Origin of the sequence: Streptomyces sp. NBC_00435, assembly GCF_036014235.1 — a bacterium.
Lineage (GTDB): Bacteria > Actinomycetota > Actinomycetes > Streptomycetales > Streptomycetaceae > Streptomyces.
Genome location: NZ_CP107924.1, coordinates 5,072,449 through 5,097,673 on the forward strand (window position 1 = coordinate 5,072,449; position 25,225 = coordinate 5,097,673).

Genomic DNA, 25,225 nt, shown 5'->3' on the forward strand with positions numbered 1-25,225 from the left:
CAGCACATGGGGCAGGGACGCCCCACCGCCAGCTGTCTAACGGAGAAGGCCATGACCCGCACTCCCGTGAATGTCACCGTCACCGGCGCCGCCGGCCAGATCGGCTACGCGCTGCTCTTCCGCATCGCCTCCGGCCACCTGCTCGGCGCGGACGTGCCGGTCAAGCTCCGCCTTCTGGAGATCCCTCAGGGCATGAAGGCCGCCGAGGGCACCGCCATGGAGCTCGACGACTGCGCCTTCCCGCTGCTCGCAGGCATCGACATCTTCGACGACCCGAACAAGGGCTTCGAGGGTGCCAACGTCGCGCTGCTGGTCGGCGCCCGCCCGCGCACCAAGGGCATGGAGCGCGGTGACCTGCTCTCCGCCAACGGCGGCATCTTCAAGCCGCAGGGCGCCGCGATCAACGCGAACGCCGCGGACGACATCAAGGTCCTGGTCGTGGGCAACCCGGCCAACACCAACGCGCTCATCGCGCAGGCCGCCGCCCCGGACGTACCGGCCGAGCGCTTCACCGCGATGACCCGCCTGGACCACAACCGCGCGATCTCGCAGCTGGCCGCCAAGACCGGCGCCGCCGTCTCCGACATCAAGCGCCTGACCATCTGGGGCAACCACTCGGCGACCCAGTACCCGGACATCTTCCACGCGGAGATCGCCGGCAAGAACGCCGCCGAGCTGGTCAACGACCAGGCCTGGCTGGCCGATGACTTCATCCCGACCGTCGCCAAGCGCGGCGCGGCGATCATCGAGGCCCGCGGCGCGTCCTCGGCCGCCTCGGCCGCCAACGCCGCCATCGACCACGTGCACACGTGGGTCAACGGCACCGCGGCGGGCGACTGGACCTCCATGGGTATCCCGTCGGACGGCTCCTACGGCGTCCCGGAGGGCATCATCTCCTCGTTCCCCGTCACCACCAAGGACGGCAAGTACGAGATCGTCCAGGGCCTGGACATCAACGAGTTCTCCCGTGCGCGCATCGACGCGTCCGTGGCGGAGCTCGTCGAGGAGCGCGACGCGGTGCGCGAGCTCGGCCTGATCTGAGCGATCCGCTCGTCCGTGTGAGGACCGGCCGCACAGGCCCCCGAGCACACCAGTACTAAATCTGAAACGCCCCGGCCAAACCTGGCCGGGGCGTTTTGGCGTGAATCTTTCTGTCGTCGCGTGGAGCGGAATCCTAAGGTCGGTCGGTGACCGACATCCCGATTCCCCCTCAGCCCCAAGGCAGTTGGGGTGCCACTGCGGCCTCACCGGGCCACGCGGGCCGTCCCCCGGTGCACCCCTCCCTCAGCGAGGCCGGCCGCTTCCTGTGCGCGGGCACGTATCTCGATGCCGGCTACCGCGACCGGGTCATCGACGAGCTGTACGTCCACGAGGAACGCATCGTCGCTCCCTCCTACGGTTACGACGCCTCCCGGGTGCTCGCCCACGCGCTGCGCGCCCGCCGCGCCGAACTCGGCTGGGCGGCCGGTGTCCTCGGCGCCTGGTTCGTCGGCTCGCTGCTCACCAGCGGCGCCCTGGCGGCGCTCGTCCTGCCGTTCCTGCTGCTGAGCCTGGCCGACTGGCTGCGCTCCCGCGACGTCCCGCTGCTGCGGGTGCTGGCCGTGGTCCTGCGGATCTACGTGTGGTGGGGGATCGCCGTCGTCCTGTTCCTCCTCGGCTTCGGCGGCCTCGCGCTGCTGAGCACCCTGGACGAGGCGGGCGCGAGCGCCGTGCTGCCGTTCGCCCCGACCGGTAGGAACCTCGCCGGCGCCGTCCTCTGGTGGCTGCCGGTGGTCTTCGCCGGTGTGGTCACCGTCGTGGGACTGCAGCGCGGGCACGTCTTTCGGACCATCGCCACCGATCTCGACGAGCAGCGCTACGCCGACCACGCCAACGATCCTGCCGAAGCCGCCGAGGGGGCCCGCTTCCAGCGGATCCGCCAGCGCATCCGGGCCGAGCAGCACGCGCCGATGATCATGTACGACATCAACGACCCGTTCTGCGGAGCCGGTGACCCCTACCGGCCCTGGCAGCTGTCGGTGGAACTGCGCCCGCGCGAGGACCTCGGCCCCGACCGCAAGCCGCTCCCGGTCACCAACGCCCACGTCCTCGGGCGGATCGTGCCGCTGCTGGAGCGCCTGCGGGTGCCCTCGCCGCACGGGTCCGCGGCCGCGGCGGCCGCCGTCGGGGACCGGATGCGCGAACTGGTCGTCGACGAGTGCGTGTTCCTGCCCGCGGGCGGGCTGCCCCACCGGGACACCGCCCAGGTCGTCCACGGGCAGTACGCCGAACAGCGGGCCGCCTCCATCGAGGAGGGCGGCGAGCGCCGCCGGCACTTCCTGCGCGTGCGGGTGGGCGGCTGGGACGAGAACCTCGTCGTCACCGTGTTCGTACGGGTCCACACGCAGGGCGGGATGATGATGCTGGAGGTCGCCCCGCACGTGCTGTTGCCCGTACGGACCGATTTCCACAACGCGGACGCGGACGCCCAGCGCTACCGGAACAACAACGCGTTCGGCAAGGCCGTCTGGGCCCTGCGCCACACGCCCGGCTCCATCGCGGCCTCGGTGGCCACCCTGGGCCGGGGCGTCGCGAGCTGGTGGCGGATCGCCACCGCCGGGCACGGCGGGGCCCGGCCCGAGGGGCCCCGGGTGTCGGTGCGCGACCTGGCCTCCCAGGACAACGGCTCGCTGTTCCACCTGATGGACCTCGACCGCTTCCTGAAGACCGTTCAGGACCGGGTCGTCGGAGGCATCGTCCTCGCACTGCACGAGGCGGGCTGGCACACGGAGGAGTTCGCGCAGCGTGCCGTCAACGTCGCCGAGGGCGGGGTGTTCATCCAGTCGGTGAACAGCAGCGCCTTCAGCGTCGGCGGCAGCAACAACACCAACACGGGACGAGGCGGCGGCAGCGCCAAGGGCAGGGGGAGCAGCGGTGGCAACTGACAACAGCGGTACGGAGCCGTCCGTGCGGATCGGCGACGTCACGGGCAGCGCGTTCAGCATCGGCGGCAGCAACAACACGAACTCCGTCCACCACGGCGGGGCGGGGGCCGCCGCCGTGGGTCCGGAGGTCCTGCTGGATGCCGTACTGGAGCTGCGCGCCGCCCTCGTACGGCTCCCGCGCGGCGAGGACCGGGCGGCGCTCGACGCCGAACTGGACGGGGTCGCCGAGGGGCTGGAGGGGGCCGCGGAGATCCGGCCCGGCCTGGTCACCCGGCTGCGCGGGGCGCTCGAACGGTGGGCCCCGCTGGTGGACTCGGTCAGCGCCGCCACGGCCCTGGCCGGGCTGCTGACCTCCCTGGGAGGCTGACGTGCCCCCGCACCCCCAGAACGCCCCCCGCTGGGACGCGGCGACCCAGCGCTGGGTGACGGACCCCCCGGCGCAGGGACCACCGGGCCCGGCGCCGGCGCCAGGTCCGGCCCCTGCGCCCGGACCCGCTCCGGCCTCTGCCCCGAGCCCGGCACCGGCCCCGAGCCCTGCACCGGCCCCGAGCCCTGCACCGGCACCGACCCCGGCACCGGCTCCCGGGCGGGACCCCGGGCCGGCTCCCGCCCAGGCTCCGACGCCGGACCCCGGTCCCACGCCGGCTCCCGGGCCGGGAGACGCTTCCCCCGGCTGGTACGGGCCGGTGCCCCCGCCCCAGGAGCCGTATCCGTACGCGTACCCGCAGCCCGTGCACCCCGTACCGCCACAGCCCGCGCGGTCCGGTGAGCGGTGGCTGACGCCGACCACGGCCGGTGTCGCCGTGGCCGCGCTCGTGCTGGGTGCGGGGGCCGTGTGGTTCGTGGCGCGGGACACCGGGGAGCAGGCGGTCCCGGAGTCGACGGCTTCGAGCGTCCAGCCGAGCGGCGACGGGCCGGGCACGCCCTCGGCCGCCGGCAGTCCGACCGGCACCAGCTCGGTCCAGCCTGGGGCCAGCCCCACCCTCGGCCCGAGCACGAGCCCCGGCCCGAGCGGCAGCGCCGCCGGACACGACACGGTGCGGGACGCGAAGGGCTTCACCGTCGCCGTCCCCACAGGCTGGGTCCGGGAGGACGGCGCCACCGGGGTCTTCTACCGTTCGCCCGACCGGGCCGCCCTGATCCAGATCTTCCAGGTGAGCGAGCCCGAACTGACCCCGCTGGGAGCTGTCCGGGGCGCCTCCGCCTACCTGCGCGCGCAGACCACCGGCTACCAGGAGATCCGGATCGGACCGGTCCAGGGCGCCACGGAGGCCGGGGAGCTCGTGTACGAGTACGACAGCGCGGAATCGCGCGGCCGGCGACGCGGCGTCGAGCGGGTCTTCTTCGCCCAGGACGGCAGGAAGTGGGCGGTCCTGACGGCCGGCCCGGCCGCCGAGTGGACGCTCACCCAGGAGCACCACACTGCGGCGCTGACCGCCTTCCGCCCGACGGGCGCCTGAAGCGGACCGGCGGACCGGCCGCCTAGTGGTTGTACATGCCCGGGGTGTAGTGCCCCGGGCTCAGGCGCGTGGTGACGCCGATGCGGTTCCAGACGTTGATCGCGGCGATCAGGGCGATGACCTGCGCCAGCTCCTTCTCCTCGAAGTGCGCCGCGGCCCGCTCGTAGACCGCGTCGGGAACGAAACCGTCGGTCAGGACGGTCACGGCCTCCGTCAGCTGGATCGCGGCGAGCTCCTTCTCGGTGTAGAAGTGCCGCGACTCCTCCCAGGCGCCGAGGAGCAGCAGCCGCTCCACGTCCTCGCCCGCCGCGAGGGCGTCCTTGGAGTGCATGTCGATGCAGAAGGCGCAGTGGTTGATCTGCGAGGCGCGCAGCTTGACCAGCTCGACCAGGGCCGGGTCCAGGCCCTTGGCCGCGGCCGCGTCCAGGGCCACGGCGGCCCTGTAGAACTCCGGGGCGAGCTTCGCCAGCTGCATGCGGGGGGTGTGCTCGGGCGCGTTCTTGGTGCTGTCCGTGTTGTTCATGGTTCCAACCTATTGCGCAGGCGGCCCGCCTATATGGTCCATATCCATGACAGATTCATGGGCCACTTTCGGCGCCGACCTCCATCTGGAGACCAGGCCCGGACGCGGCATGCGGGCCGGTCTCACCGAGGCGCTGCGCGAGGCCGCGCGCAGCGGGCGGCTGGCCCCGGGCACCCGGCTGCCCTCCTCGCGGTCGCTCGCCGCGGACCTGGGGATCGCCCGCAACACCGTCGCCGAGGCCTACGCCGAGCTCGTCGCCGAGGGCTGGCTGACGGCCAGGCAGGGCTCCGGGACCCGCGTCGCGGAGCGGGCCCGGGCGCGGCGTCCCGCGGCGGCCGTGCCCGTACGGCGCCCCGTGCGCGCGCAGACCTCGTACAGCCTGATGCCCGGCTCCCCGGACCTCGGCGGCTTCCCGCGCGCGGCCTGGCTGTCGGCGGCCAGGCGGGCCCTGACCGAGGCCCCGAACGAGGCCTTCGGGTACGCGGACCCCCGCGGCCGGGTGGAACTGCGGGAGGCGCTCGCCGGATACCTCGCGCGGGCCCGGGGGGTGTACGCGGACCCCGAACGCATCGTGCTGTGCGCGGGCTTCACGCAGGCCCTGATGCTGCTCGCGCGGACGCTGCGGGCGCGCCGGGTCCGGGAGATGGCGGTGGAGGGGTACGGGCTGGACGAGCACCAGGCGTTGCTGACCGGCGCGGGGTTGCGGACGCGGCCGCTGGTGGTCGACGGGTCGGGGGCGCGCACGGCCGACCTGGCCGGATCGGCGGCGGGGGCCGTCCTGCTGACCCCGGCGCACCAGTTCCCCACGGGCGCCGCGCTGACGCCCGGGCGGCGGGCGGAGGCGGTGGACTGGGCGAGGTCCACGGGCGGGCTGATCCTGGAGGACGACTACGACGGGGAGTTCCGGTACGACCGCCAGCCGGTGGGCGCGCTGCAGGGGCTGGACCCGGACCGGGTGGTCTACCTCGGAACGGCGAGCAAGTCCCTGGCACCCGGGCTGCGCATGGGCTGGATGGTGGTGCCGGGGCCGCTCATGGAGGAGGTGCTCGCGGCGAAGGGCCATACCGACTGGAGCTCCAGCGCGCTGGACCAGCTGACGCTCGCGGAGTTCATCCGGTCGGGGGCCTACGACCGGCACGTGCGGGAGATGCGGCTGCGTTACCGGCGGCGGCGCGACGAGCTGGTGGCGGCCGTCGGGGACCGGGCGGCGGTCTCCGGCATCGCCGCGGGTCTGCACGCGGTGCTGGACCTGCCGCCGGGCGGCGAACGGGCGGCCCTGAGGGCGGCCGCCTGGCAGGACCTCGGCCTGCGGTCCCTGTCCTCCTTCCGTCACCCGCGGGCGTCGACGGCGCCGCGGGAGGCGCTCGTGGTGGGCTTCGGGACCCCGACGCAGAGCGCTTGGGCGCCTACGCTGGCGGCCCTGGTCGCGGCGCTCCCGTGACGGGGTCCGGGCCCCGCCCGGGGTCGGTCCTCAAGCGCCGGGCGGGCTGGGATCGGGCTCCGTGGGGGCCGGGTCGGAGGGGGGTTCGCCGAAGCGGGCCAGAGCCAGGGCTCCCGCGACGGCCACCACGAAGCCGGTGACCGCCAGCCAGGTCAAGCCCTCGCGGGTGCGGTCGCCCAGCCAGGCCACGCCCACCGCCGCCGGGCCGATCGTCTCGCCGAGCACCATTCCGGCCGTCGCCGTGGTCACGGAGCCCCGTTGCAGTGCCGAGGTGAGCAGCAGGAAGGCGGAGCCGCCGCCCAGCAGCAGCGCGTACAGGGCCGGGTTCGACAACGCGGAGAGCGAGATGTCGTCGATGAGCCGGACCGCCACCTCCACCACCCCGAAGCCCGTGCCGGCCGCCAGACCCAGCGCGAGCGCACGGCTGCGGTCCGGGAGGCCGCCCGCCACCGCACCGACCACCAGCACCAGCCCGGCCACCGCCAGCAGCCCGAGCTTCAGCGCCAGCGAGCCCTTCCCCGAGCCCTCCTCGCCGGAGGCCAGCCCCAGCATCACCAGCCCCGCGCTCACCACCGCCACCGCGCCCCACTCCGTGCCGCTCAGCCGTACCCGCAGCAGCCGGGCCGCGACCACCGCGGTGACGGCGAGACTGGCCGCGAGCGCCGCGCCCACCGCGTAGATCGGGAGGTGGCGCAGGGCGATGATCTGGAGGACGAAGCCCGCCCCGTCGAGGCCGAGTCCGGCGAGGTAGCGCCACTGGCGCAGCGCCCGCAGGAGGAGGGCGGTGTCGACCCCCGAGCCCGTTCCCGGCTCGGCCGCCCGCGCCGCCATCGCCTGCAGGACCGACGCCGTGCCGAAGCAGACCGCCGCACCGAGCGCGCAAATCATCCCAATGAGCACGAACCGACTGTAGGTCACGGATCCCGTGACGGCCGGATTCCATCGGCCGGGGACCTCGATCTAGTCTGTCGGCAGCACGCCACTAGGGGGAGCATCGGACATGGACAGCAGCAGCAGTACCAGCGGGCGCCGCATGCGTTCCGGCGCCGTCGTACTCGGCGGCATGGGTTTGCTCGCGGCCACGCTCGTGGCCTGCGGCAACAGCAGTGAGCCGGACCGGCGCTGCGTCGACAGGACCACGCTGGACAAGCTGGACGACAAGTACTGCAAGACCGGCGGCAGCAGCAGCCGGGGCACGTACTACTACGGCGGCTCCGTCCGCAGCGGCAAGGTCACCGGCGGCAGCTTCGACAAGTCCGCCGTCACCCGCGGTGGCATCGGCGGCAGCCACAAGAGCTCCTCGGGCGGCTGAGCCAGCGTGGAGCGCCACACCATCGAGCCCCGCCCCGACTGGCAGAAGACGGTCGAGGAGCAGGGGCTGATCTACCCCCTGACCCGCTACCCCGACGACTCCCTGCGCCCCTACTGGGACGAGAGCGCGTACTACTCCTTCTCGCTGCCCGAGGTCGAGGCGCTGGAGAACGTCGTCGAGGAGCTGCACGCCATGTGCCTGGCGGCGGCGGAGCACATCGTCGCCCAGGACCGCTTCGCGGACCTCGGCATCACGGACCCGAAGCTGGCCGCGCTGATCGCCGAGTCCTGGCGGCGCCGAGCCGAGCAGCCCTCGCTCTACGGCCGCTTCGACCTGCGCTACGACGGCGCCGGCACCCCGGCCAAGCTGCTGGAGTACAACGCCGACACCCCCACCTCGCTGGTGGAGGCGGCCAGTCCGCAGTGGTTCTGGATGGAGGAGCGCTTCCCCGGCGCCGACCAGTGGAACTCCCTGCACGAGCGGCTCGTCGACGCCTGGCGCCGGCAGGCCGAACTGCTGCCGCCCGGCCCGCTGCACTTCGCGCACTCCGAGACCGACGAGCTCGGCGAGGACCTGATGACGGTCGCCTACCTCCGGGAGACCGCGGAGCAGGCCGGCATCGACACCCAGGCCCTGTCCGTCGAACAGATCGGCTGGGACAGCCTGTCCGGCCGCTTCGTCGACGAGAAGCTCCGCTTCATCCGCGCCTGCTTCAAGCTCTACCCGTGGGAGTGGCTGGCCACCGACGAGTTCGCCCCGCAGGTCCTCGGCACGTACGACCACGGCGGCGGCTCCGGCACGACCGCCTGGATCGAGCCGCTGTGGAAGATGCTGCTCTCCAACAAGGCGTTGCTGGCGATCCTGTGGGAGCTCTTCCCGGAGCACCCGAACCTGCTGCCCGCCTACCTCGACGGTCCGCGGGAGCTCGCCTCCACCACCGGCTACGCGGCGAAGCCGCTGCTGGGGCGCGAGGGCGCGGGCGTCACCCTGCACCCGGTGGGCGGCGAGCCGTTCACGGCGGAGGAGGACGAGACCTACGTCTTCCAGGGCCTGGCCCCGCTGCCGGACTTCGACGGCAACCGGGTGGTGCTCGGCGCGTGGGTCGTCGAGGACGAGGCCGCGGGCCTGGGCATCAGGGAATCGGCGGGGCCGGTCACGGACGAGTACGCCCGTTTCCTGCCCCACGTCATCCTCTGACCGGCGGGCGCTCCCAGCCGGCCGGCCCCGATCAGCCGCCGAGGACCGACCTGAGCTGGTCCAGGCCCCAGTCCAGGTCCTCCTTGCTGATCACCAGCGGCGGAGCGATCCGGATGGTCGAGCCGTGGGTGTCCTTGACCAGCACCCCGAGCTCCATCAGCTTCTCGGAGATCTCCCGGCCCGTGCCGAGCGCCGGGTCGATGTCCACGCCCGCCCACAGGCCGCGGCCCCGTACGGCGGTCACCGCACCGCCGCCGACCAGCAGGTTCAGCTCCCGGTGCAGGTGGTCGCCGAGCTCGGTGGCGCGCTGCTGGTACTCGCCGCCGCGGAGCATCGCGATCACCTCCAGGGCGACGGCGCAGGCCAGCGGATTGCCGCCGAAGGTGGAGCCGTGCTCGCCCGGCCTGAACACGCCGAGCACGTCGCGGTCGGCGACCACCGCGGAGACGGGCACGACACCGCCGCCCAGGGCCTTGCCGAGGATGTAGACGTCGGGGACGACCCCCTCGTGCTCGCACGCGAAGGTCCTGCCGGTCCGGCCGAGCCCCGACTGGATCTCGTCCGCCATGAACAGCACGTTCCGCTCGCGCGTCAGTTCCCGTACGCCCTGCAGGTATCCGGCGGGCGGCACGAGCACGCCGGCCTCGCCCTGGATCGGTTCCAGGAGTACGGCGACGGTGTTGGAGGTGACTGCGGCGGCGAGCGCCGTGAGGTCCCCGTACGGGACGATCTCGAAGCCCGGGGTGTACGGGCCGAAGTGGTCGCGGGCGTCGTGGTCCGTGGAGAACGACACGATGGTCGTCGTACGGCCGTGGAAGTTGTCGGCCGCCACCACGATCTTGGCGTGGCCGTCCGGCACGCCCTTGACCTCGTAACCCCACTTGCGGGCCGTCTTCACCGCCGTTTCCACGGCCTCCGCGCCCGTGTTCATGGGCAGCACCATCTCCTTGCCGCACAGTGCCGCGAGGTTGGTACAGAACTCCGCGAAGCGGTCGTGGTGGAAGGCGCGGGAGGTGAGGGTGACCCGCTCCAGCTGGGCGCGGGCGGCGTCGAGCAGCCGGCGGTTGCCGTGGCCGAAGTTGAGGGCCGAGTAGCCGGCGAGCATGTCGAGGTAGCGGCGTCCCTCCACGTCCGTCATCCACGCGCCCTCCGCATGGGCGATGACCACGGGCAGGGGGTGGTAGTTGTGCGCGCTGTGCGCGTCGGCGGAGCTGATGGCTTGAGCAGTTGTCGACACGGGGTCTCCGATCGTCCGTCAGGGCCTGTGACGAGGGTGGCGTCACTCTGCATCCTCGCTCGTATACCGGACGGAGAAACCTTTCTCGTGGCGCGGCCGCTAAGGTGTCCGGTACGCACGGCGACTGGCGTACGGAGAACGAACTCCGGGGGAGTCGTGCGGGCACGACCGCATACAGGGCCGCTCGCCTGGGCCTCGCGGGGACGAGACCTGACATCGACCCCGGAGGAGCCGCCATGAGCGCGAGCCACCACCCCGCCCTTCTCGCCACCGACCCCGAGCTGGCGTCCTTCGTCGCCGCCGAGGAAACCCTCCAGGCGCAGACCCTGCGCCTGATCCCCAGCGAGAACTACGTGTCCGCGGCCGTGCTGGAGGCCTCCGGCACGGTGCTGCAGAACAAGTACAGCGAGGGCTACCCGGGCCGCCGCTACTACGAGGGCCAGCAGAACATCGACCGCATCGAGGCGCTGGCCGTCGAGCGGGCGAAGGGCCTGTTCGAAGTCGACCACGCCAACGTGCAGCCGTACTCCGGCTCCCCGGCGAACCTGGCCGTGTACCTGGCCTTCGCCGAGCCCGGCGACACCGTGATGGGCATGGCGCTGCCGATGGGCGGGCACCTGACGCACGGCTGGGGGGTCTCGGCGACGGGCTCCTGGTTCCGCGGCGTCCAGTACGGCGTCCAGGCGGAGACCGGTCTCGTCGACTACGACGCCGTACGGGAACTCGCGCTGGCCGAGCGGCCCAAGCTGATCTTCTGCGGCGGCACCGCGCTCCCGCGCACGATCGACTTCGAGGCCTTCGCGTCGATCGCGAAGGAGGCGGGGTCGGTCCTCGTCGCCGACGTCGCCCACATCGCCGGCCTGATCGCGGGCGGGGCCCATCCGTCCCCGGCGGGCCACGTGGACGTGATCTCGACGACCACCCACAAGACCCTGCGCGGCCCGCGCGGGGCGATGCTGATGTGCCGCGAGGAGCACGCGAAGGCCATCGACAAGGCGGTCTTCCCGGGCCTCCAGGGCGGCCCGCACAACCAGACGACGGCCGGCATCGCGGTGGCGCTCCACGAAGCGGCGCAGCCTTCGTTCGTGTGGTACGCGCACGCGGTCGTGGCCAACGCGAAGGCGCTGGCCGCGGCGCTGCTCGAGCGGGGCTTCGACCTGGTCTCGGGCGGTACGGACAACCACCTGATCCTGATCGACCTCACGGGCAAGGCCGTCTCCGGCAAGATCGCGGCGAAGGCGCTGGACCGGGCGGGGATCGTCGTGAACTACAACACGGTGCCGTTCGACCCGCGCAAGCCGTTCGACCCGTCGGGCATCCGGATCGGCACGCCGTCGCTGACCTCCCGCGGTCTGGGCGCCGACCACATGCCGGTGGTCGCGGACTGGATCTCGCGGGCCGTCGACGCCGCCGGCCGGGGTGACGAGCCGGCCCTGGCCGGCATCCGAGCGGAGGTGTCGGACCTCATGGCCGCCTTCCCGGCCCCGGGCCTGCCGCTCTCCTGACGTCGCGCGCGCCGGGCGGGCGAGCCCCGCCCGCCGGGCGGGCGAGCCCCGCGGGGCCCGCCCGCCCGGCCTTCCGCCGTTCCCCAGGACCCGGCTCGGCCGGGGCGGAAAGCGGTCGCTCGGCCGAGGCAAGATCCGGACGGGTGGCTACCGCCTGGTACCCGTACCAGCGCGGGGCGGTCGCCGAGCGACCCGCCCGGTTCCGGCCAGTGGCGGGCCCGAGCCCCCCACCGCACCTGAGAGAATGGGGCCATGGCTTCTGATCGTCCTCGCGCGCTCTCCGGCATCCAGCCCACCTCCGGTTCGTTCCACCTCGGGAACTACCTCGGAGCCATCCGTCAGTACGTCGCCCTGCAGGAGACGCACGACGCCTTCTACATGGTCGTCGACCTGCACGCGATCACCATGCCGCAGGATCCGAAGGATCTCCGCGCGAACACCCGCCTCTCCGCGGCGCAGCTGCTCGCCGCCGGCCTGGACCCCGAGCGCTGCACGCTCTTCATCCAGAGCCACGTCCCCGAGCACGCGCAGCTCGGCTGGGTCATGAACTGCATCACCGGTTTCGGCGAGGCCAGCCGGATGACCCAGTTCAAGGACAAGTCCGCCAAGGGCGGCGCCAACAACGCCACCGTCGGCCTGTTCACGTACCCGATCCTCCAGGTCGCCGACATCCTGCTCTACCAGGCGAACGCCGTCCCCGTCGGCGAGGACCAGCGCCAGCACATCGAGCTGACGCGCGACCTCGCCGAGCGCTTCAACCAGCGCTTCGGACAGACCTTCACCCTTCCCGCCGCGCACATCGTCAAGGAGGTCGCGAAGATCTACGACCTCCAGGACCCGGCGATCAAGATGTCGAAGTCGGCTTCGTCCCCCAAGGGCCTGATCAACCTCCTCGACGAGCCCAAGGCCACCGAGAAGAAGATCAAGAGCGCGGTCACGGACACCGAGGCAGTGGTCCGCTTCGACTCCGAGAACAAGCCCGGCGTCAGCAACCTGCTCACGATCTACTCCACCCTCACGGGCGAGTCCGTCCCGGCGCTCGAAGCCGCGTACGAGGGCAAGGGCTACGGAGCGCTCAAGACCGATCTCGCCGGCGTGATGGTCGATTTCGTCACACCCTTCAAGCAGCGCACGCAGGAGTACCTGGACGACCCGGAGACCCTGGATTCCCTGCTGGCCAAGGGTGCGGAGAAGGCCAGGGCGGTCGCCGCCGAGACCTTGGCGCAGGCCTACGACCACCTCGGATTCCTCCCCGCGAAGCACTGACGGGCACGGTAGGGAAAGAGGGCCCTGGCGATCTGGGGGGTGCTGCCGCCACACTGGGGCGGCAGCACCCGCGCGGCACACACGCCGCGCACAGGCGACGCACAGGACGACAGGCGGAGGAGAGACACGTGGGGACCGTAACGCTCGGCGTTTCGATCGCGGTCCCGGAGCCGTACGGCAGCAGCCTTCAGGAGCTGCGCGCCGGCTTCGGGGACGCCGCCGCGCACGGCATTCCCACGCACGTCACCCTCGTACCGCCGACGGAGGTGGCCGCGGACCGGCTTCCGGAGATCCGCGCCCACTTGGCCGAGGTCGCGGCCGCCGGCCGTCCCTTCGGGATGCGACTGGCCGGCACGGGCACCTTCCGTCCCCTCTCGCCGGTGGTCTTCGTCCAGGTCGTCGAGGGCGGCGCCGGCTGCACCCGGCTCCAGAGTCAGGTCCGCGACCCGCACGGGCCGCTCGACCGGGAGCTCTCGTTCCCGTACCACCCGCACGTCACCGTCGCCCACGGGATCTCCGAGGAGGCGATGGACCTGGCGTTCAGCGCCCTCGCGGAGTATGCGGCGGAGTGGGTCTGCTCCGGTTTCGCGCTCTACGAGCAGGGCTCGGACGGGGTCTGGCGCAAGCTGCGGGAGTATCCGTTCGGCAGCGGGGCAAGCGGTGGGGTGAGCGGTGTCCCCGCGCAGCTGGGTTCGGCGACGGACGACAGCGCGGCGGCTGCCGCGGGCGAGGCGACCGTACGCCGTTCCTGACGCAGGAACCGGAACCGGAAACCGATCCTTCGCAGGACCAGGGCATGGAACGGCCGAGCCGTCGGGCGAAAAGTCACAATCGACGACCGTAGTCCCCAAAAGCGGCAATCCCGGCTATTTCCGACAGCTCATTTACGGTGACGGTATGGACTGGCTGACGAAACTCCCGCTGATCGGGCCCCTCGTGTCCGCCGTGATGCGAACGCACCTGTGGCGCTCGTACCAGCGGCTCGACCGCGTGCACTGGAGCAGGCTCGCCGCCGCCATCACCTTCATCAGCTTCCTCGCCCTGTTCCCGCTGATCACCGTGGCCGCCGCGATCGGCGCCGGGCTGCTCACCCAGGAGCAGCTCGACCGGCTCCAGAAGAACCTCGCCGAACAGGTCCCCGGCATCTCCGACCAGCTCGACATCAACGCCCTCGTCGCCAACGCGGGCACGGTCGGACTGGTCGCCGCCGGCATCCTGCTCTTCACCGGCATCGGCTGGGTCGGCTCGATGCGGGACTGCCTGCGCGCCGTCTGGGAGAAGGACGACGAGGACCAGGGCAACCCCTTCGCCCGCAAGGGCAAGGACGCACTCGTCCTGATCGGCCTCGGCGGCGTCGGCCTGTGCTCGGCCACCGCCTCGATCTTCGGATCCAGCGCCGTCGGCAAGGCCGGGGACTGGCTGGGAGTACCGCGCGAGGGCGCGGGCGGCGGCCTGCTGCGGGGCGGGGCCTTCCTCGTCGGGGTCGTGGCCGCCTTCCTGCTCCTGCTCTACCTGCTGACCCTGCTCCCCGGCGTCGAACCGCCCCGCCGCCGTCTGATCCAGGCGGCCCTCATCGGCGCGGCCGGCTTCGAACTGCTGAAGCTGCTGCTCAGCGGCTACATGCGGGAGGTCGCCACGAAGAGCATGTACGGGGCCTTCGGCGTGCCCATCGCGCTGCTGATCTGGATCAACCTCACGGCGAAGCTGCTGCTGTTCTGCGCGGCGTGGACCGCGAGCCGCGACGACGCGGACGGGGACGGCGTGGAGGACCCGGAGCCGGGTTCCGAGCCGGACGCCGAGCCCTCGGTGCCCGGCCCCGGCTCCGCCGAGTCCGGGGCCGGGTCCGGGGTCGGGGCCGGCTCCGCTACACCTGGCCGCGGGCCCGGCGGCCGCGTCCCCGGGGCCAGCGCCGGTTGACCACGTAGGACCCGCCGGCCACCAGGGCCAGCACCCCGCCGGCGACACCGAAGGCGGTACCGAGCCCGCCGCCCGCGCCGTCACCGGACGCCGACGGGTTGTTCTCGTGGGACTGGGCCGGGGAGCCGTGGGAGGAGGTGTCCGCGCTCTTCGGGGGCACCAGCTCGCCCACGGGCTTGACCTTCCCGCTCGCCGCGAAACCCCAGTCGAGCAGGTCGGCGGTCTCCTCGTACACGGAGTTGACGCCCCCGGTCCCCGGGTTCATGACCGTGACCAGCAGCTTCTTGTCACCGCGCTGGGCGGCGCCGGTGAAGGTGGAGCCGGCCATCGTGGTGTTGCCGTTCTTCACCCCGGCGATGCCCTTGTAGGGGGGGAGGCCACCGGCGCCGGTCATCAGCCGGTTGGTGTTCTGGATCTCGAAGGTCTCGCGAGGCTTCCCGGACTCCTGCCTGCCGGGGAACTTCGCGCTGGCCGTGCCGCAGTACTCCCGGAAGTCCTGCTTCTGCAGGCCGGAGCGGGCGATGAGGGTGAGGTCGTAGGCGCTGGAGACCTGGCCCGGAGCGTCGTAGCCGTCCGGGGACACCACGTGCGTGTCCAGGGCCTGGAGCTCCTCGGCGTGCGACTGCATGTCCTTGACGGTCTTCTCGACGCCGCCGTTCATGGCCGAAAGTACGTGCACGGCGTCGTTCCCGGAGCGCAGGAACACCCCGAGCCACAGGTCGTGGACCGTGTACTCGCCGTCCTCCTTGATGCCCACCAGGCTGGAGCCGGAACCGACCCCGTCCAGCTCCTTGTCCGTGACCTTGTGGACCTGCTCCTTGGGCAGCCCCGGCAGCACGGTGTCGGCGAAGAGCATCTTCATGGTCGAGGCCGGGGGGAGCCGCCAGTGGGCGTTGTGCGCCGCGAGGACCTCGCCGGTCTCGGCGTCGGCCACGATCCACGAACGGCCCGTCAGGTTCGCCGGCAGCGCGGGCGCGCCGGGCAGCAGGTTGACCTGCGTACCGGGCTGACCGAGCGAGGCGCCGCCGACCGTGGACATCGAGGCGGGCGGTGCGGGTGCCTTGGGCGGCTGCCCCTTGCCGTCCGCGGGGGGTGTCGGCGTCGGCGCGGCGTAAGCGGGAGAGGCCAGCAGTGCCGGGACCAGCAGGGCGGGAAGCGCGGCGGAAAGGACCGTCAACGCGGTCTTCTTGGCAGACACGCAGGTGAAAGTACATCCCGATCCTGTGCTTACCGTCGCTGACCGGCCAACCCGCCGCAACCACTGCCGGGACAGCCCACCCCGGCGCGTCCGTCCTGGGGACGAAACCGATACTGAGCTCATGAAACTCAGCCGCGCCGCTTCCTGGTTCCTGCTCGCGTTCGGCGTGTGGAGCTGGTTCATCTGGGTGTCTTTCGTCCGGAACCTGTGGAAGGACGGCGGCGGTCTGGCCTTCGACGACGCGGGGGACCCGACCGCTTACTTCTGGGTCCACCTTCTCCTGGCAGTGGCGTCCTTTCTCCTGGGGACGGCCGTCGGAGTGATCGGGTTGCGCGGGGTGAGGGCGCTGCGGCGCGAATCACGCAGGGGGCCGGGCGCGTGACGATCCTTCTGTTCGCCGCCGGAGCCCTGCTCGTACTGGGCCTGCTGGCCCTGGTGCACCGCTGGCTCTGGGTCCGCCTGGTCCGCGACACCACGGCCCCGGGTGGCCGGACCCGCCGCACGGGCACGGTCCTGGCCTTCGCCCTCCCGCTCCTGTCGCTGGCCGCCCTCGTCGCGGGCCGCGCGGGAGCCCCCTTCTGGCTCCAGCGCACGGTCGCCTGGCCGGGCTACCTCTGGCTGGCCGTCCTCCTCTATCTCTCCCTGGCCCTCTTCCTGGCGGAGCCCCTCCGAGCCGCCTGGCTGCGCCGCCCGAACAGAAGGCCCCGGTCACGCCCGGCTCCCACCCCGGCTCCCACCCCGGCCGCCACCCCCACGGGGCCCGGGTCGGAGCCCCGGTTTCGGGAAGGGGTGGGGCGGGGAACGGCGCCGCAGGCCACCCTCGCAGCACCCGCGGGGCCCGCAGCCTCCGGTGAACCCGCGGCCCCCGCCGGGCAGGAGCAGGTTGCCGGGGCCGGGGCACAGCCCCCCACCCCAAGCGGCGTCAGCCGCCGCCGCTTCGCGCGGACCGTAGCGGCCACAGCCGGCGCGGCAGCGCTCGGCACCGTCGGCCACGGCACGTACGGCGTCCTGCGCGGCCCCCGCGTCAAGCGGGTCCAGGTCCCGCTCGCGAAGCTCCCCCGCGCGGCGCACGGCTTCCGGATCGCCGTCGTCAGCGACATCCACCTCGGCCCGATCCTCGGCCGCGCCCACACCACCCGCATCGTCGACACGATCAACCGCACCCAGCCCGACCTCATCGCCGTCGTCGGCGACCTCGTCGACGGCAGCGTCCACGACCTCGGCCCCGCCGCCGAACCGCTGCGCGGCCTGCGCGCCCGGCACGGCGCGTACTTCGTCACCGGCAACCACGAGTACTTCTCCGGCGCCCAGCAGTGGGTCGACCACGTCCGCGAGCTCGGCCTCACCCCGCTGGAGAACGCCCGCAGCGCGCTCCCGTACTTCGACCTCGCCGGCGTCAACGACGTCGCGGGCGAGAGCGAGGGCCACGGCCCGGACTTCGCGGCCGCCCTCGGGAACCGCGACCGCGCCCGCACCGCCGTACTCCTCGCCCACCAGCCGGTGGTCATCGACGAGGCCGTCCGGCACGGCGTCGACCTCCAGCTGTCCGGCCACACCCACGGCGGCCAGCTCTGGCCCGGCAACTACGTGGCCGAACTCGCCAACCCCACCGTCGCCGGACTGGAGCGCTACGGCGACACCCAGCTGTACGTGTCGCGCGGCGCGGGGGCCTGGGGGCCGCCGGTCCGGGTCGGGGCCCCGTCGGACATCACAGTCGTCCAACTCGCCTCATATCAGGCGTGAACCCCCCGAAGCTTCAAGGACACACCGCATATCGGCCTTCCCGAGGCTGAAATTCCGTGATGGGATGACCGATAATCGGATAGCTGGTCGCGTACATCGGTGTGCGGCCAAGTGGGGTGGAGTCAAGGATGTTGCGGTCTGTCCGCTCGAAAGTCATCGCGGCCGGGCTGGTCCTGGGTGTGGCCGGTGTCGCCACCTGGCAGTTGCTGCCCCAGGATGCGGGCGGCGGGAAGGCGATCCGCGTCGGCACGAGCGACGTGGTCTCCTCCCTCGACCCCGCGGGGGCGTACGACGCCGGTTCCTGGGCCCTGTTCAGCAACGTCTACCAGTCGCTGCTGACCATCCGCAGCGGCTCGGACACCCCCGTGCCCGACGCCGCCTCCTCCTGCACGTTCATCGGGGACAAGCTCACGACGTACCAGTGCGAACTGCGCTCGGACGTGAAGTTCTCCTCCGGCCGCGCGATCACCGCCGAGGACGTGAAGTTCTCCTTCGACCGGATCAAGGCGATCAACTCCGACCAGGGTCCGGCGCCGCTGTTCAACACCCTGGAGTCGGTCAAGGCCGAGGGTCGGACCGTCACCTTCAACCTCTCCGCCGGGGACGCCACCTTCCCGTTCAAGATCGCGACGGGTGCCGCCTCGATCGTGGACAAGGACAAGTACCCGGCCAAGGGCCTGCGCGAGGACGAGAAGGTCGACGGCTCCGGCCCCTTCACCCTCGGCGACTACAAGGCCGGCGCGAGCGCGGAGCTGAACCCGAACAGCTCGTACAAGGGCCAGGGGAAGATATCCAAGACCGCGGTCACCGTCCGGTACTTCAAGGACTCCACGCAGCTGGAGCAGGCCTGGAACGACCACGGGATCGAGGTCGCGCACCGCGACATGCCCCCGGCCGTCCTCGCCGCCCTGAACCCGGGCCTGAAGGACACCCGGTACCAGGCCTCGGGCGGTACGGAGACCCGCAGCATGGTCTTCAACCTCCGCGCGGGCTCCCCGGTGGGCCAGCCCGCCGTCCGCCAGGCCATCGCCGCCGTCCTGGACCGGGCGAAGATCGCGGGCGAGGTCTACAAGGGCACCGTCACCCCGCTCTACTCGCTGGTCCCGGCGGGCATCGCCGCCCACAGCACCCCGTTCTTCGACACGTGGCCCTCCCCGAACGGCCTGACCGCGAAGAAGCTGCTCAAGGACGCCAACATCACCGCCCCGATCTCGATCGGCCTCGGGGTCAACACGCGCGGCGCGAGCCTCCCCGAGGCCGAGGAGATCAAGAAGCAGCTGGAGTCCACCGGCCTCTTCCGCATCACCATCAAGCCGGTCGAGAAGTGGGCGGACTTCCAGAAGGCCTACGCCGCCGGCGAGTTCGACGCCTACACCATCGGCTGGATCGCCGACTTCCCGGACGCGGACAACTTCCTCGCCCCGCTCGTCGGCGCCGACTCCTCCATGAACAACGGCTTCTCCGACAAGGGCGTCGACGACCTCATCACCCGCACCCAGTCCTTCTCGGACCGCGGCGCCGCCGCCAACGACTTCCGCGACCTGCAGAAGCTGGTCGCACAGCACGTCCCGATGCTGCCGATCTGGCAGAAGAAGGACTACGTGATGTCCCGCGAGGCAGTCGCCGGCGCGCAGCACCTCTCGGACGGCACCGGCGTGTGGCGCCTGTGGGAGCTCAACTGGCTGTAGGCCCCGTAGGGAGCCCCGTGCCCGGCCCGCCTCAGGCGGGCCCGGGGCCCGCGTCCGGGTCCGAGGCCCGCTTACGGTCCGCGCGGGAGACGGCCGTCCGGGCCATGCCCGGCAGGAAGTCCGTGAACAGCTCGTGCACCTCGCGCACCAGCGGCCGCAGCACCCGGAAGCGGGCCAGGATGATGCCGCGCGTGGTCAGCTGCGCGCCGCGCTGGGCGAGCCGCCGGGTCTTCTCGCTGTTCGGGGAGCGGTCGAAGACCCAGTAGAGGACCAGGCCCATCTGCGAGAGCCACATCAGCTCCGGCAGTACGTCGGCCAGCTCGTCCGGCACCTTGGTCTTCGCCCCCGCCAGCACCTCGCGGTGCATGTCGATCGCCTGCTTGCGGGCCGGTTCCGACTCCGGGGAGAAGGGGCTGAGCGGGCTCTCCGGGTCCGCGGCGTTCTTGAAGAACTGCGAGGCGAACTCGTGGTACGGCTCCGCGATGTCCAGCCAGCTGGTCAGCACGCCCGCGAGCCGCTTCTGCAGATCGGTCTCGTGGTCCAGGATCGGCCGCACCGCCGCCAGGTGGGCGGCGCCGATCCGGTCGTAGAACCCCTGGACGAGGTGTTCCTTCGACTCGAAGTAGTAGTAGGCGTTGCCGACCGATACCCCGGCCTCCTTGGCGATACCGCGCATCGTCGTCTTGTCGAAGCCGCGCTCCTGGAAGAGGCGGAGCGCGGTTTCGAGGATGAGCGTGCGGGTCTGCTCGCTCTTGGGAGCCTTCTGATCAGTCACCGCATGAGCCTATCGGGGTACGGAGCATTGGTCGTCACAGGCCGGTTCCGCACCGTCCGTCGAGCTGTCGCGAACCGCCTCCCGCCATCTGGAGGCGGTGTACATGGCTGCCTTGGCGAAGGGCCGGCCGGCCGGTGTGGCCAGCCAGTTCGCCTTGGGCCGGTGCTCGGCCAGGGCCCACAGGCAGACGATGAAGGCGTCCGTCCCGGTCCACACCTGGCCGCCGTCCCCGATGACGGTGATCTCCCGCAGCGTCGACGCGTGGTCGAGGTGCGGGAACCGCCGCCGCGCCTCGTGCGACGCGGCGGGCAGGAGCCGCAGCGGCACCAGCCAACGCTGTGCGAGCAGCCAGTGCCGGATGTGGACACAGAGCGGGCAGTTCGCGTCGTACAGCACCGTCAGGTGCCGGGTCGCCGAGGTCGCCACGGGGATCAGGCCCCCGCGGGAGCGGTCCAGCCCTGGGGGGCGACCGGCGGGGTCTGCTGGCGCTCCATGATGCCGCGGCGGCGCATCTTGTTGAGCACCCAGACGTTGCCGAGGTGCATGACGCCGAGGACGAGCAGGACGACGCCGAGCTTGACCGACAGTGCCTCGAAGAGGCTGCGGGCGGTCAGGATCTCTTCGCTCGACCGCAGGTACAGGGTCACGAAGCCGATGTTCACGAGGTAGAACCCGACGACGAGGAGCTGGTTGACGGCGTCCGCGAGCTTCTCGTTCCCCTGGAGGACGTCGGCGATGAAGATCCGGCCGTTGCGGCTGAGCGTGCGGGCCACCCAGACGGTGAGACCGATGCTGATGAGCAGGTAGATGACGTACGCGACCACGGTGAGGTCCATTGCCCTCGCCCCCCTTGAACGTGTTCAACTGCTGACAGGGATGACTGTAGACCTGTTTTTGAACAAGTTCAACCAATGGGGTCCGGGCACCGCCGGGTCAGTGGCGCGCGAGGAACTCCAGCAGGATCCGGGTGACTTCCGCAGGGCGCTCCAGGGAGGGCAGGTGGCCGGCCCAGGGGAGTTCGAGGTGGGTGGCGCCGGGGACGAGGGAGGGGAGCTCGGCGGGGAACTCCCGGAAGTCGGGGATGTCGTGCGCGCCGCCGACCGCCAGGACGGGGGCGGTGATGGAGGCCAGCTCGACGGAGGGCTCGGGGAGTTCGTGGTCCCCGTCGGCGGTCAGGGCGCCCCGCAGGTTCCCGAACTGCATGGACCGTACGAGGGCGTGCGCGGCCTCGTCGGCGTCGGGGCCGAGCCACTGGCGGGCGTTGAGCCGGGCCGCGCCCGCCAGGTCGCCGGCGTCCAGCAGGGCGCCCTCGGCGGCGTTGAAGGCGAGCAGTGCGGGACCGCGGCGCTGTGCGGGCCGGGCGGGGCACAGCAGCGCCAGCGCGCCCACCCGCTCCGGATGGAGCGCGGCGAGCGTCAGCGCGACCCGTCCGCCGTAGGAGGCTCCGACCAGAGCGGCCCGTTGGATCCCGAGGTGGTCCAGCAGCTCCCGTACGTCCCCGTGGTCGCTGTACGGCTCCTCGGCGGCGGGGGACTCCCCGCAGGTCCGGAAATCCGCCCGCACCACCCGGAACCCGGCCGTGGTCAGCGGTCCCCACTGCGGCTCCCACATCCGCCGGTCGCACACGGAGGAATGCAGCAGTACGACGGCGGGCGCACCCTCGGGCCCGTCCACATCATGAGAAATGATCATCCGGTGATCTTCCGCGACCGGCCCCCGGTCCGCCAGCGGATTGCGGGCCGGGCGGCCCGCAGGTCACTGCATGCTCAGCGCACGGGCCTGGTTGACCTGGCTCATGACCCACATGTACGTGCCCGGGTCCACGGCCGGGATCATCGTGGAGTGGTGGCGGCCGGCGCTGTTGACGGTGATCTGGATGTAGCCCGTCGTGCGGCGCTCCTTCATCAGGAGGAAGAACAGGCCCAGCAGGCAGAACAGGAAGAAGATGACGGCCAGCACGATCGCGTGCGCCGGGATCTTCTCCTCGGTCCGGGAGAAGTCGGTGGCGTTCCAGACCGCACCCCTCAGCGGCATCGGGCCCGACGGGGTGATGATCTGGTCCCCGGCGATGGTGATGTCGCCCAGGGAGAGTCCGGCGGCCGGGTACCCCGAGGGAGCCTGCCCGGGCATCGGCGCCGGACCCGGCGAGGGAATGCCCGCGCCGGCGATGGTCGGCTGGTAGGCGGGGGGCTGCGGGTACCCGTAGCCGGGCTGGGCGGGGCCCTGGGGCGGGTAGCCGTAGGCCGGCTGTGCCGGGTATCCGTAACTCGGGGTGGCCGGACCCCACTTGTTCTCCTCGGGGCCCGGGCCCCGGCTCGGGTCGTTCGCGTAGGGATTCGGCTGCTGCTCGCTCATGCGGCCGATAATTCCACAGGCGCACACGGGCCAGTAGACCGAATGTCAGTGCCCGGTCCTAATCTCCGGACATGGGAAGCGTGATGTTCGTCGACGAGACGACTGCCGGCGGCCGCAGCGACGGCTGGGGAATGGAGATCGCCGAGGAGCGACTCGCACTGAGCGAGTTGATCCGCAGGCGCATATTCCAGGAAGTGGCCGAGTCCGAGGCGGCCCGCAGCCGCCTGGTGCGGCCGGCCGGGGACGGGGGCCGGGTGGATCCGCAGGCGCAGACCGAAGCGGCACTCGCCGCCTTCGGGCGCAACGGCTTCCTCGTACTGGTCGGGGACCGTCAGATCACGGAGCTCGACGAGGAGATCGACCTCCCGCTCGGCACCGAGGTGACCTTCCTCAAGCTCGTCGCGCTGGTGGGTGGCTGACATGACGGTCGCCATCGACGAAGAGACCCGGCGGGCCTTCGACTTCGAGGAGCTCGGGCGGACGTACTACACCTACGACGGCGTCTGGTCCACGCGCGTGCGCGACGAACTGGCCGCCGGGCGCACCGTCCCGCCCGCCGCCGTGGCCACCCTGCGGCGCAGCGCCCTGATGTCCTACAGCAACTCCGGCGTGCGGGCCGCCGTCGACCAGCTGACCGGCCCCGCCCTCAACATCGGCGAGCAGTGGGCCGACGAGGCCATGGCCGACGGCCGCTGGGATCCACTGCTCGTCCACGCCGCCACCGCCACGGCGGCCCGGCCCCATGCTAAGTGGGAGAAGACCGCCCGCGCGCTCCTCGCGGACACCGGAGCCGGTCCGGACGCCCTGCGCGAGGCCGTCACCGGCTGGTTCGCCCTCGTGGACCGGCCGCGCACCCTGGTCCTGGAGGAATCCTGGTACGAGGGCCAGCTCGACGCCCACAACGCCAACGCCCTGCGCGGACTGGCCTGGCTGCTCGCCCTGCTGCCCGCGCACCCCGGGACACCGCGCGCGCTGGGCAGGCTCGTGGAGACCTGCCTGAAGAAGGTCCCCGGCCTCGGACCGAGCAACCCCAAGGTGGCCAACGCGGGGGTCACCGCCCTGTCCCGGACCGAGGGCGAGGCGGCCCTGGCCGAACTGGCCAGGCTGGCCGCCCGGGTGACCTTCAAGGGCACCCTCAAGGTCATCGACACGGCCCTGGAGGCGCGCGCCGGGGCGCTCGGGCTGGGCCGGGAGGAGATCGAGGAGCTCGCGGTGCCCGCCTACGGCCTCACGGAGGTCGGGCGCGCCGAGGTGCCGTTCGGGCAGGCCGCCGCCCTGCTGGAGGTGCGCGGGCCGAAGACGGTGCTGTCCTGGCGCAACGCCGCGGGCAAGGCCGTCAAGGGCGTACCCGCCGCCGTCCGCCAGGACCACGCCGATGAGCTGAAGGAACTCAAGGCGGCCGTCAAGGACATCGACAAGATGCTCGCCGCCCAGGCGGAGCGCCTCGACCGGCAGTTCCTCGCCCGCCGCACCTGGACCTACGGCGCCTGGCGCGAGCGGTACCTCGACCACCCCCTGGTCGGCACCCTCGCCCGCCGCCTGGTCTGGACGGTCGCCGGCACCACGGCGGTGCACGACGGCCACGACATCCGCACCCTCGCGGGCGAACAGCTGTGCGTCCCCGCCCACGCCGAGGTCCGGCTCTGGCACCCCGTCGGCCGGGAGCCCGCCGAGGTCGCCGCCGTGCGCGAGCGCCTCGAAGGGCTCGCGATCACACAGCCGTTCAAGCAGGCCCACCGCGAGGTGTACCCCCTGACCGACGCCGAGCGGACCACCGCGACCTACTCCAACCGCTTCGCCGGCCACGTCCTGCGCCAGCACCAGTTCCACTCCCTGGCCGCCGTGCGCGGCTGGCGCAACAAGCTGCGCCTCGCCGTGGACGACAGCGCGCCGCCCGCCGTCCGCGAGCTCCCGCAGTGGGGGCTGCGCGCCGAGTACTGGATCGAGAGCGAGGACAGCGGGGACTACGCCGCCGACACCACCGAGTCCGGCAGCTACCTGCGGCTGACCACCGACCAGGTGCGCTTCTACCCGATCGACGCCCCGCAGAACTGGGCGCACGTGTGCGGCGGCCGGTACACCATGTACCTGCGCGACGGCCGCGACCCGGTCGACCCGCTGCCGCTCGCGGAGATACCGGAGCTCGTGCTCAGCGAGGTGCTGCGCGACGTGGACCTGTTCGTCGGGGTCGCCAGCGTGGGCAACGACCCCACCTGGTCCGACGGTGGCCCGGAGGGCCGGTTCCGCGAGTACTGGACCTCGTACGGCTTCGGCGAGCTCGGCCAGAGCGCCGAGACCCGGCGGGCGCTGCTGGAGCGGGTGGTGCCGAGACTGGCGATCGCGGACCGCTGCCGCATCGAGGGACGGTTCCTGCACGTCAGGGGCGAGCTGCACACGTACAAGATCCACCTGGGCTCCGGGAACATCCTGATGGAGCCGAACGACCAGTACCTGTGCATCGTGCCGAAGGGCGGCGGCTCCCCGGAGACCGGCTACCTGCCCTTCGAGGGCGACCGGACCCTGGCGGTGATCCTCAGCAAGGCGATGCTGCTGGCCGGCGACACCGCCATCACCGACCCGACGATCACCAGTCAGATCCGCCGGGGCTGACGGGCGGTACGGCGAAGGCCCCGCGGCCGGTGGGTGAACACCGGCCGCGGGGCCTCCAGGAACCGACTACGACG

Annotated in this window: 25 protein-coding genes and 1 riboswitch; of the genes, 16 read left to right on the forward strand and 9 right to left on the reverse strand. The window is 72.1% G+C overall.

The annotated features are described in order from the left end of the window. The first annotated feature begins 51 nt into the window (after positions 1-51). From OG389_RS23395 to OG389_RS23410, 4 genes are all read left to right on the forward strand, one after another. Entirely contained in the window at positions 52-1,041 is a 990-nt protein-coding gene (locus OG389_RS23395; protein WP_328300402.1) for a malate dehydrogenase, read from the forward strand. A gap of 146 nt (positions 1,042-1,187) precedes the next feature. After that, positions 1,188-2,924 carry a hypothetical protein gene (locus tag OG389_RS23400; RefSeq protein WP_328300403.1) on the forward strand — a complete coding sequence of 579 codons (1,737 nt, stop codon included), beginning with the start codon at positions 1,188-1,190 and terminating at the stop codon, positions 2,922-2,924. After that, positions 2,914-3,291, forward strand: coding sequence for a hypothetical protein (locus OG389_RS23405; RefSeq protein ID WP_328300404.1), 378 nt, complete (start codon positions 2,914-2,916; stop codon positions 3,289-3,291). The genes OG389_RS23400 and OG389_RS23405 overlap by 11 nt, the downstream gene beginning before the upstream one ends. A 319-nt stretch (positions 3,292-3,610) precedes the next feature. Then, complete coding sequence (locus tag OG389_RS23410) at positions 3,611-4,384, forward strand: hypothetical protein (RefSeq protein ID WP_328300405.1); 774 nt, start codon at positions 3,611-3,613, stop codon at positions 4,382-4,384. A gap of 22 nt (positions 4,385-4,406) precedes the next feature. Here the strand turns inward: OG389_RS23410 and OG389_RS23415 are convergent, their stop codons facing one another. After that, the gene (locus OG389_RS23415) at positions 4,407-4,907 is read right to left on the reverse strand and encodes a carboxymuconolactone decarboxylase family protein (RefSeq protein ID WP_328300406.1); all 501 of its coding nucleotides are present in this window, start codon (positions 4,905-4,907) and stop codon (positions 4,407-4,409) included. Between the two features lie 46 nt (positions 4,908-4,953). On the opposite strand from OG389_RS23415, the gene pdxR reads away from it, so the two are divergent. Continuing rightward, a complete protein-coding gene (gene pdxR / locus OG389_RS23420; RefSeq protein WP_328300407.1) occupies positions 4,954-6,348 on the forward strand; it encodes a MocR-like pyridoxine biosynthesis transcription factor PdxR in 1,395 nt (464 codons plus the stop codon). A gap of 30 nt (positions 6,349-6,378) precedes the next feature. On the opposite strand, the gene OG389_RS23425 is transcribed toward pdxR, so the two are convergent. Further along, entirely contained in the window at positions 6,379-7,236 is an 858-nt protein-coding gene (locus OG389_RS23425) for a hypothetical protein (RefSeq protein WP_328304010.1), read from the reverse strand. A 112-nt stretch (positions 7,237-7,348) separates the two neighbouring features. On the opposite strand from OG389_RS23425, the gene OG389_RS23430 reads away from it, so the two are divergent. Next, positions 7,349-7,660: a hypothetical protein gene (locus OG389_RS23430; RefSeq protein WP_328300408.1), complete on the forward strand. Its 312-nt coding sequence runs from the start codon at positions 7,349-7,351 to the stop codon at positions 7,658-7,660. A gap of 6 nt (positions 7,661-7,666) precedes the next feature. Further along, positions 7,667-8,857: a glutathionylspermidine synthase family protein gene (locus OG389_RS23435; RefSeq protein WP_328300409.1), complete on the forward strand. Its 1,191-nt coding sequence runs from the start codon at positions 7,667-7,669 to the stop codon at positions 8,855-8,857. Positions 8,858-8,888: 31 nt separating this feature from the next. On the opposite strand, the gene rocD is transcribed toward OG389_RS23435, so the two are convergent. Beyond that, positions 8,889-10,094: an ornithine--oxo-acid transaminase gene (rocD, locus tag OG389_RS23440; RefSeq protein WP_328300410.1), complete on the reverse strand. Its 1,206-nt coding sequence runs from the start codon at positions 10,092-10,094 to the stop codon at positions 8,889-8,891. A gap of 110 nt (positions 10,095-10,204) precedes the next feature. After that, positions 10,205-10,295: riboswitch (ZMP/ZTP riboswitch) on the forward strand. 35 nt (positions 10,296-10,330) lie between these two features. On the opposite strand from rocD, the gene glyA reads away from it, so the two are divergent. The 4 genes from glyA to OG389_RS23460 all read left to right on the forward strand — a co-directional run bounded on the left by glyA (position 10,331) and on the right by OG389_RS23460 (position 14,782). Continuing rightward, the gene (gene glyA, locus OG389_RS23445; RefSeq protein ID WP_328300411.1) at positions 10,331-11,599 is read left to right on the forward strand and encodes a serine hydroxymethyltransferase; all 1,269 of its coding nucleotides are present in this window, start codon (positions 10,331-10,333) and stop codon (positions 11,597-11,599) included. A gap of 252 nt (positions 11,600-11,851) precedes the next feature. Beyond that, on the forward strand, positions 11,852-12,865 hold the full coding sequence (gene trpS, locus OG389_RS23450) for a tryptophan--tRNA ligase (protein WP_328300412.1): 1,014 nt from the start codon (positions 11,852-11,854) through the stop codon (positions 12,863-12,865). A 128-nt stretch (positions 12,866-12,993) separates the two neighbouring features. Beyond that, a complete protein-coding gene (locus OG389_RS23455) occupies positions 12,994-13,617 on the forward strand; it encodes a 2'-5' RNA ligase family protein (RefSeq protein WP_328300413.1) in 624 nt (207 codons plus the stop codon). Between the two features lie 145 nt (positions 13,618-13,762). Beyond that, entirely contained in the window at positions 13,763-14,782 is a 1,020-nt protein-coding gene (locus OG389_RS23460; RefSeq protein WP_328300414.1) for a YihY/virulence factor BrkB family protein, read from the forward strand. Here the strand turns inward: OG389_RS23460 and OG389_RS23465 are convergent. Continuing rightward, the gene (locus tag OG389_RS23465; RefSeq protein ID WP_328300415.1) at positions 14,730-15,980 is read right to left on the reverse strand and encodes a D-alanyl-D-alanine carboxypeptidase family protein; all 1,251 of its coding nucleotides are present in this window, start codon (positions 15,978-15,980) and stop codon (positions 14,730-14,732) included. The two genes, OG389_RS23460 and OG389_RS23465, sit on opposite strands and share 53 nt — an antisense overlap. A gap of 121 nt (positions 15,981-16,101) precedes the next feature. On the opposite strand from OG389_RS23465, the gene OG389_RS23470 reads away from it, so the two are divergent. The 3 genes from OG389_RS23470 (at position 16,102) to OG389_RS23480 (ending at position 19,411) form a co-directional block, all read left to right on the forward strand. Next, positions 16,102-16,362 carry an SCO4848 family membrane protein gene (locus OG389_RS23470; protein ID WP_328300416.1) on the forward strand — a complete coding sequence of 87 codons (261 nt, stop codon included), beginning with the start codon at positions 16,102-16,104 and terminating at the stop codon, positions 16,360-16,362. Then, entirely contained in the window at positions 16,359-17,723 is a 1,365-nt protein-coding gene (locus tag OG389_RS23475; protein WP_328300417.1) for a metallophosphoesterase, read from the forward strand. The genes OG389_RS23470 and OG389_RS23475 overlap by 4 nt, the downstream gene beginning before the upstream one ends. Positions 17,724-17,854: 131 nt before the next feature. Next, positions 17,855-19,411 (forward strand): ABC transporter substrate-binding protein, encoded by a 1,557-nt coding sequence (locus tag OG389_RS23480; RefSeq protein ID WP_328304012.1) that lies wholly within the window; start codon positions 17,855-17,857, stop codon positions 19,409-19,411. A 31-nt stretch (positions 19,412-19,442) separates the two neighbouring features. On the opposite strand, the gene OG389_RS23485 is transcribed toward OG389_RS23480, so the two are convergent. The 5 genes from OG389_RS23485 to OG389_RS23505 all read right to left on the reverse strand — a co-directional run bounded on the left by OG389_RS23485 (position 19,443) and on the right by OG389_RS23505 (position 22,541). Next, the gene (locus OG389_RS23485; RefSeq protein WP_328300418.1) at positions 19,443-20,186 is read right to left on the reverse strand and encodes a TetR family transcriptional regulator; all 744 of its coding nucleotides are present in this window, start codon (positions 20,184-20,186) and stop codon (positions 19,443-19,445) included. Positions 20,187-20,195: 9 nt separating this feature from the next. Continuing rightward, the gene (locus tag OG389_RS23490) at positions 20,196-20,621 is read right to left on the reverse strand and encodes a thiol-disulfide oxidoreductase DCC family protein (RefSeq protein WP_328304014.1); all 426 of its coding nucleotides are present in this window, start codon (positions 20,619-20,621) and stop codon (positions 20,196-20,198) included. Beyond that, positions 20,618-21,022 carry a hypothetical protein gene (locus OG389_RS23495; RefSeq protein WP_328300419.1) on the reverse strand — a complete coding sequence of 135 codons (405 nt, stop codon included), beginning with the start codon at positions 21,020-21,022 and terminating at the stop codon, positions 20,618-20,620. Before OG389_RS23495 ends, OG389_RS23490 begins: the two co-directional genes overlap by 4 nt. A 97-nt stretch (positions 21,023-21,119) precedes the next feature. Next, entirely contained in the window at positions 21,120-21,878 is a 759-nt protein-coding gene (locus OG389_RS23500; RefSeq protein WP_328300420.1) for an alpha/beta fold hydrolase, read from the reverse strand. Positions 21,879-21,941: 63 nt separating this feature from the next. Then, entirely contained in the window at positions 21,942-22,541 is a 600-nt protein-coding gene (locus tag OG389_RS23505) for a hypothetical protein (protein WP_328300421.1), read from the reverse strand. A 71-nt stretch (positions 22,542-22,612) separates the two neighbouring features. On the opposite strand from OG389_RS23505, the gene OG389_RS23510 reads away from it, so the two are divergent. Next, on the forward strand, positions 22,613-22,960 hold the full coding sequence (locus tag OG389_RS23510; RefSeq protein ID WP_328300422.1) for a hypothetical protein: 348 nt from the start codon (positions 22,613-22,615) through the stop codon (positions 22,958-22,960). A gap of 1 nt (position 22,961) precedes the next feature. After that, positions 22,962-25,151, forward strand: a complete 2,190-nt coding sequence (locus OG389_RS23515; protein ID WP_328300423.1) for a DUF4132 domain-containing protein — start codon at positions 22,962-22,964, stop codon at positions 25,149-25,151. The last annotated feature ends 74 nt before the right edge of the window (positions 25,152-25,225 follow it).

Excerpts from the sequence above, each read along its gene's own strand:
- OG389_RS23500 (WP_328300420.1), bottom strand. The coding sequence starts at position 21,878 with ATGATCATTTCTCATGATGTGGACGGGCCCGAGGGTGCGCCCGCCGTC.
- OG389_RS23460 (WP_328300414.1), top strand. The coding sequence starts at position 13,763 with ATGGACTGGCTGACGAAACTCCCGCTGATCGGGCCCCTCGTGTCCGCC.
- OG389_RS23415 (WP_328300406.1), bottom strand. The coding sequence starts at position 4,907 with ATGAACAACACGGACAGCACCAAGAACGCGCCCGAGCACACCCCCCGC.
- OG389_RS23430 (WP_328300408.1), top strand. The coding sequence starts at position 7,349 with ATGGACAGCAGCAGCAGTACCAGCGGGCGCCGCATGCGTTCCGGCGCC.
- OG389_RS23495 (WP_328300419.1), bottom strand. The coding sequence starts at position 21,022 with ATGGACCTCACCGTGGTCGCGTACGTCATCTACCTGCTCATCAGCATC.
- OG389_RS23510 (WP_328300422.1), top strand. The coding sequence starts at position 22,613 with ATGGGAAGCGTGATGTTCGTCGACGAGACGACTGCCGGCGGCCGCAGC.
- OG389_RS23395 (WP_328300402.1), top strand. The coding sequence starts at position 52 with ATGACCCGCACTCCCGTGAATGTCACCGTCACCGGCGCCGCCGGCCAG.
- OG389_RS23515 (WP_328300423.1), top strand. The coding sequence starts at position 22,962 with ATGACGGTCGCCATCGACGAAGAGACCCGGCGGGCCTTCGACTTCGAG.
- glyA (WP_328300411.1), top strand. The coding sequence starts at position 10,331 with ATGAGCGCGAGCCACCACCCCGCCCTTCTCGCCACCGACCCCGAGCTG.
- OG389_RS23470 (WP_328300416.1), top strand. The coding sequence starts at position 16,102 with ATGAAACTCAGCCGCGCCGCTTCCTGGTTCCTGCTCGCGTTCGGCGTG.
- trpS (WP_328300412.1), top strand. The coding sequence starts at position 11,852 with ATGGCTTCTGATCGTCCTCGCGCGCTCTCCGGCATCCAGCCCACCTCC.
- pdxR (WP_328300407.1), top strand. The coding sequence starts at position 4,954 with ATGACAGATTCATGGGCCACTTTCGGCGCCGACCTCCATCTGGAGACC.
- OG389_RS23505 (WP_328300421.1), bottom strand. The coding sequence starts at position 22,541 with ATGAGCGAGCAGCAGCCGAATCCCTACGCGAACGACCCGAGCCGGGGC.
- OG389_RS23425 (WP_328304010.1), bottom strand. The coding sequence starts at position 7,236 with ATGATTTGCGCGCTCGGTGCGGCGGTCTGCTTCGGCACGGCGTCGGTC.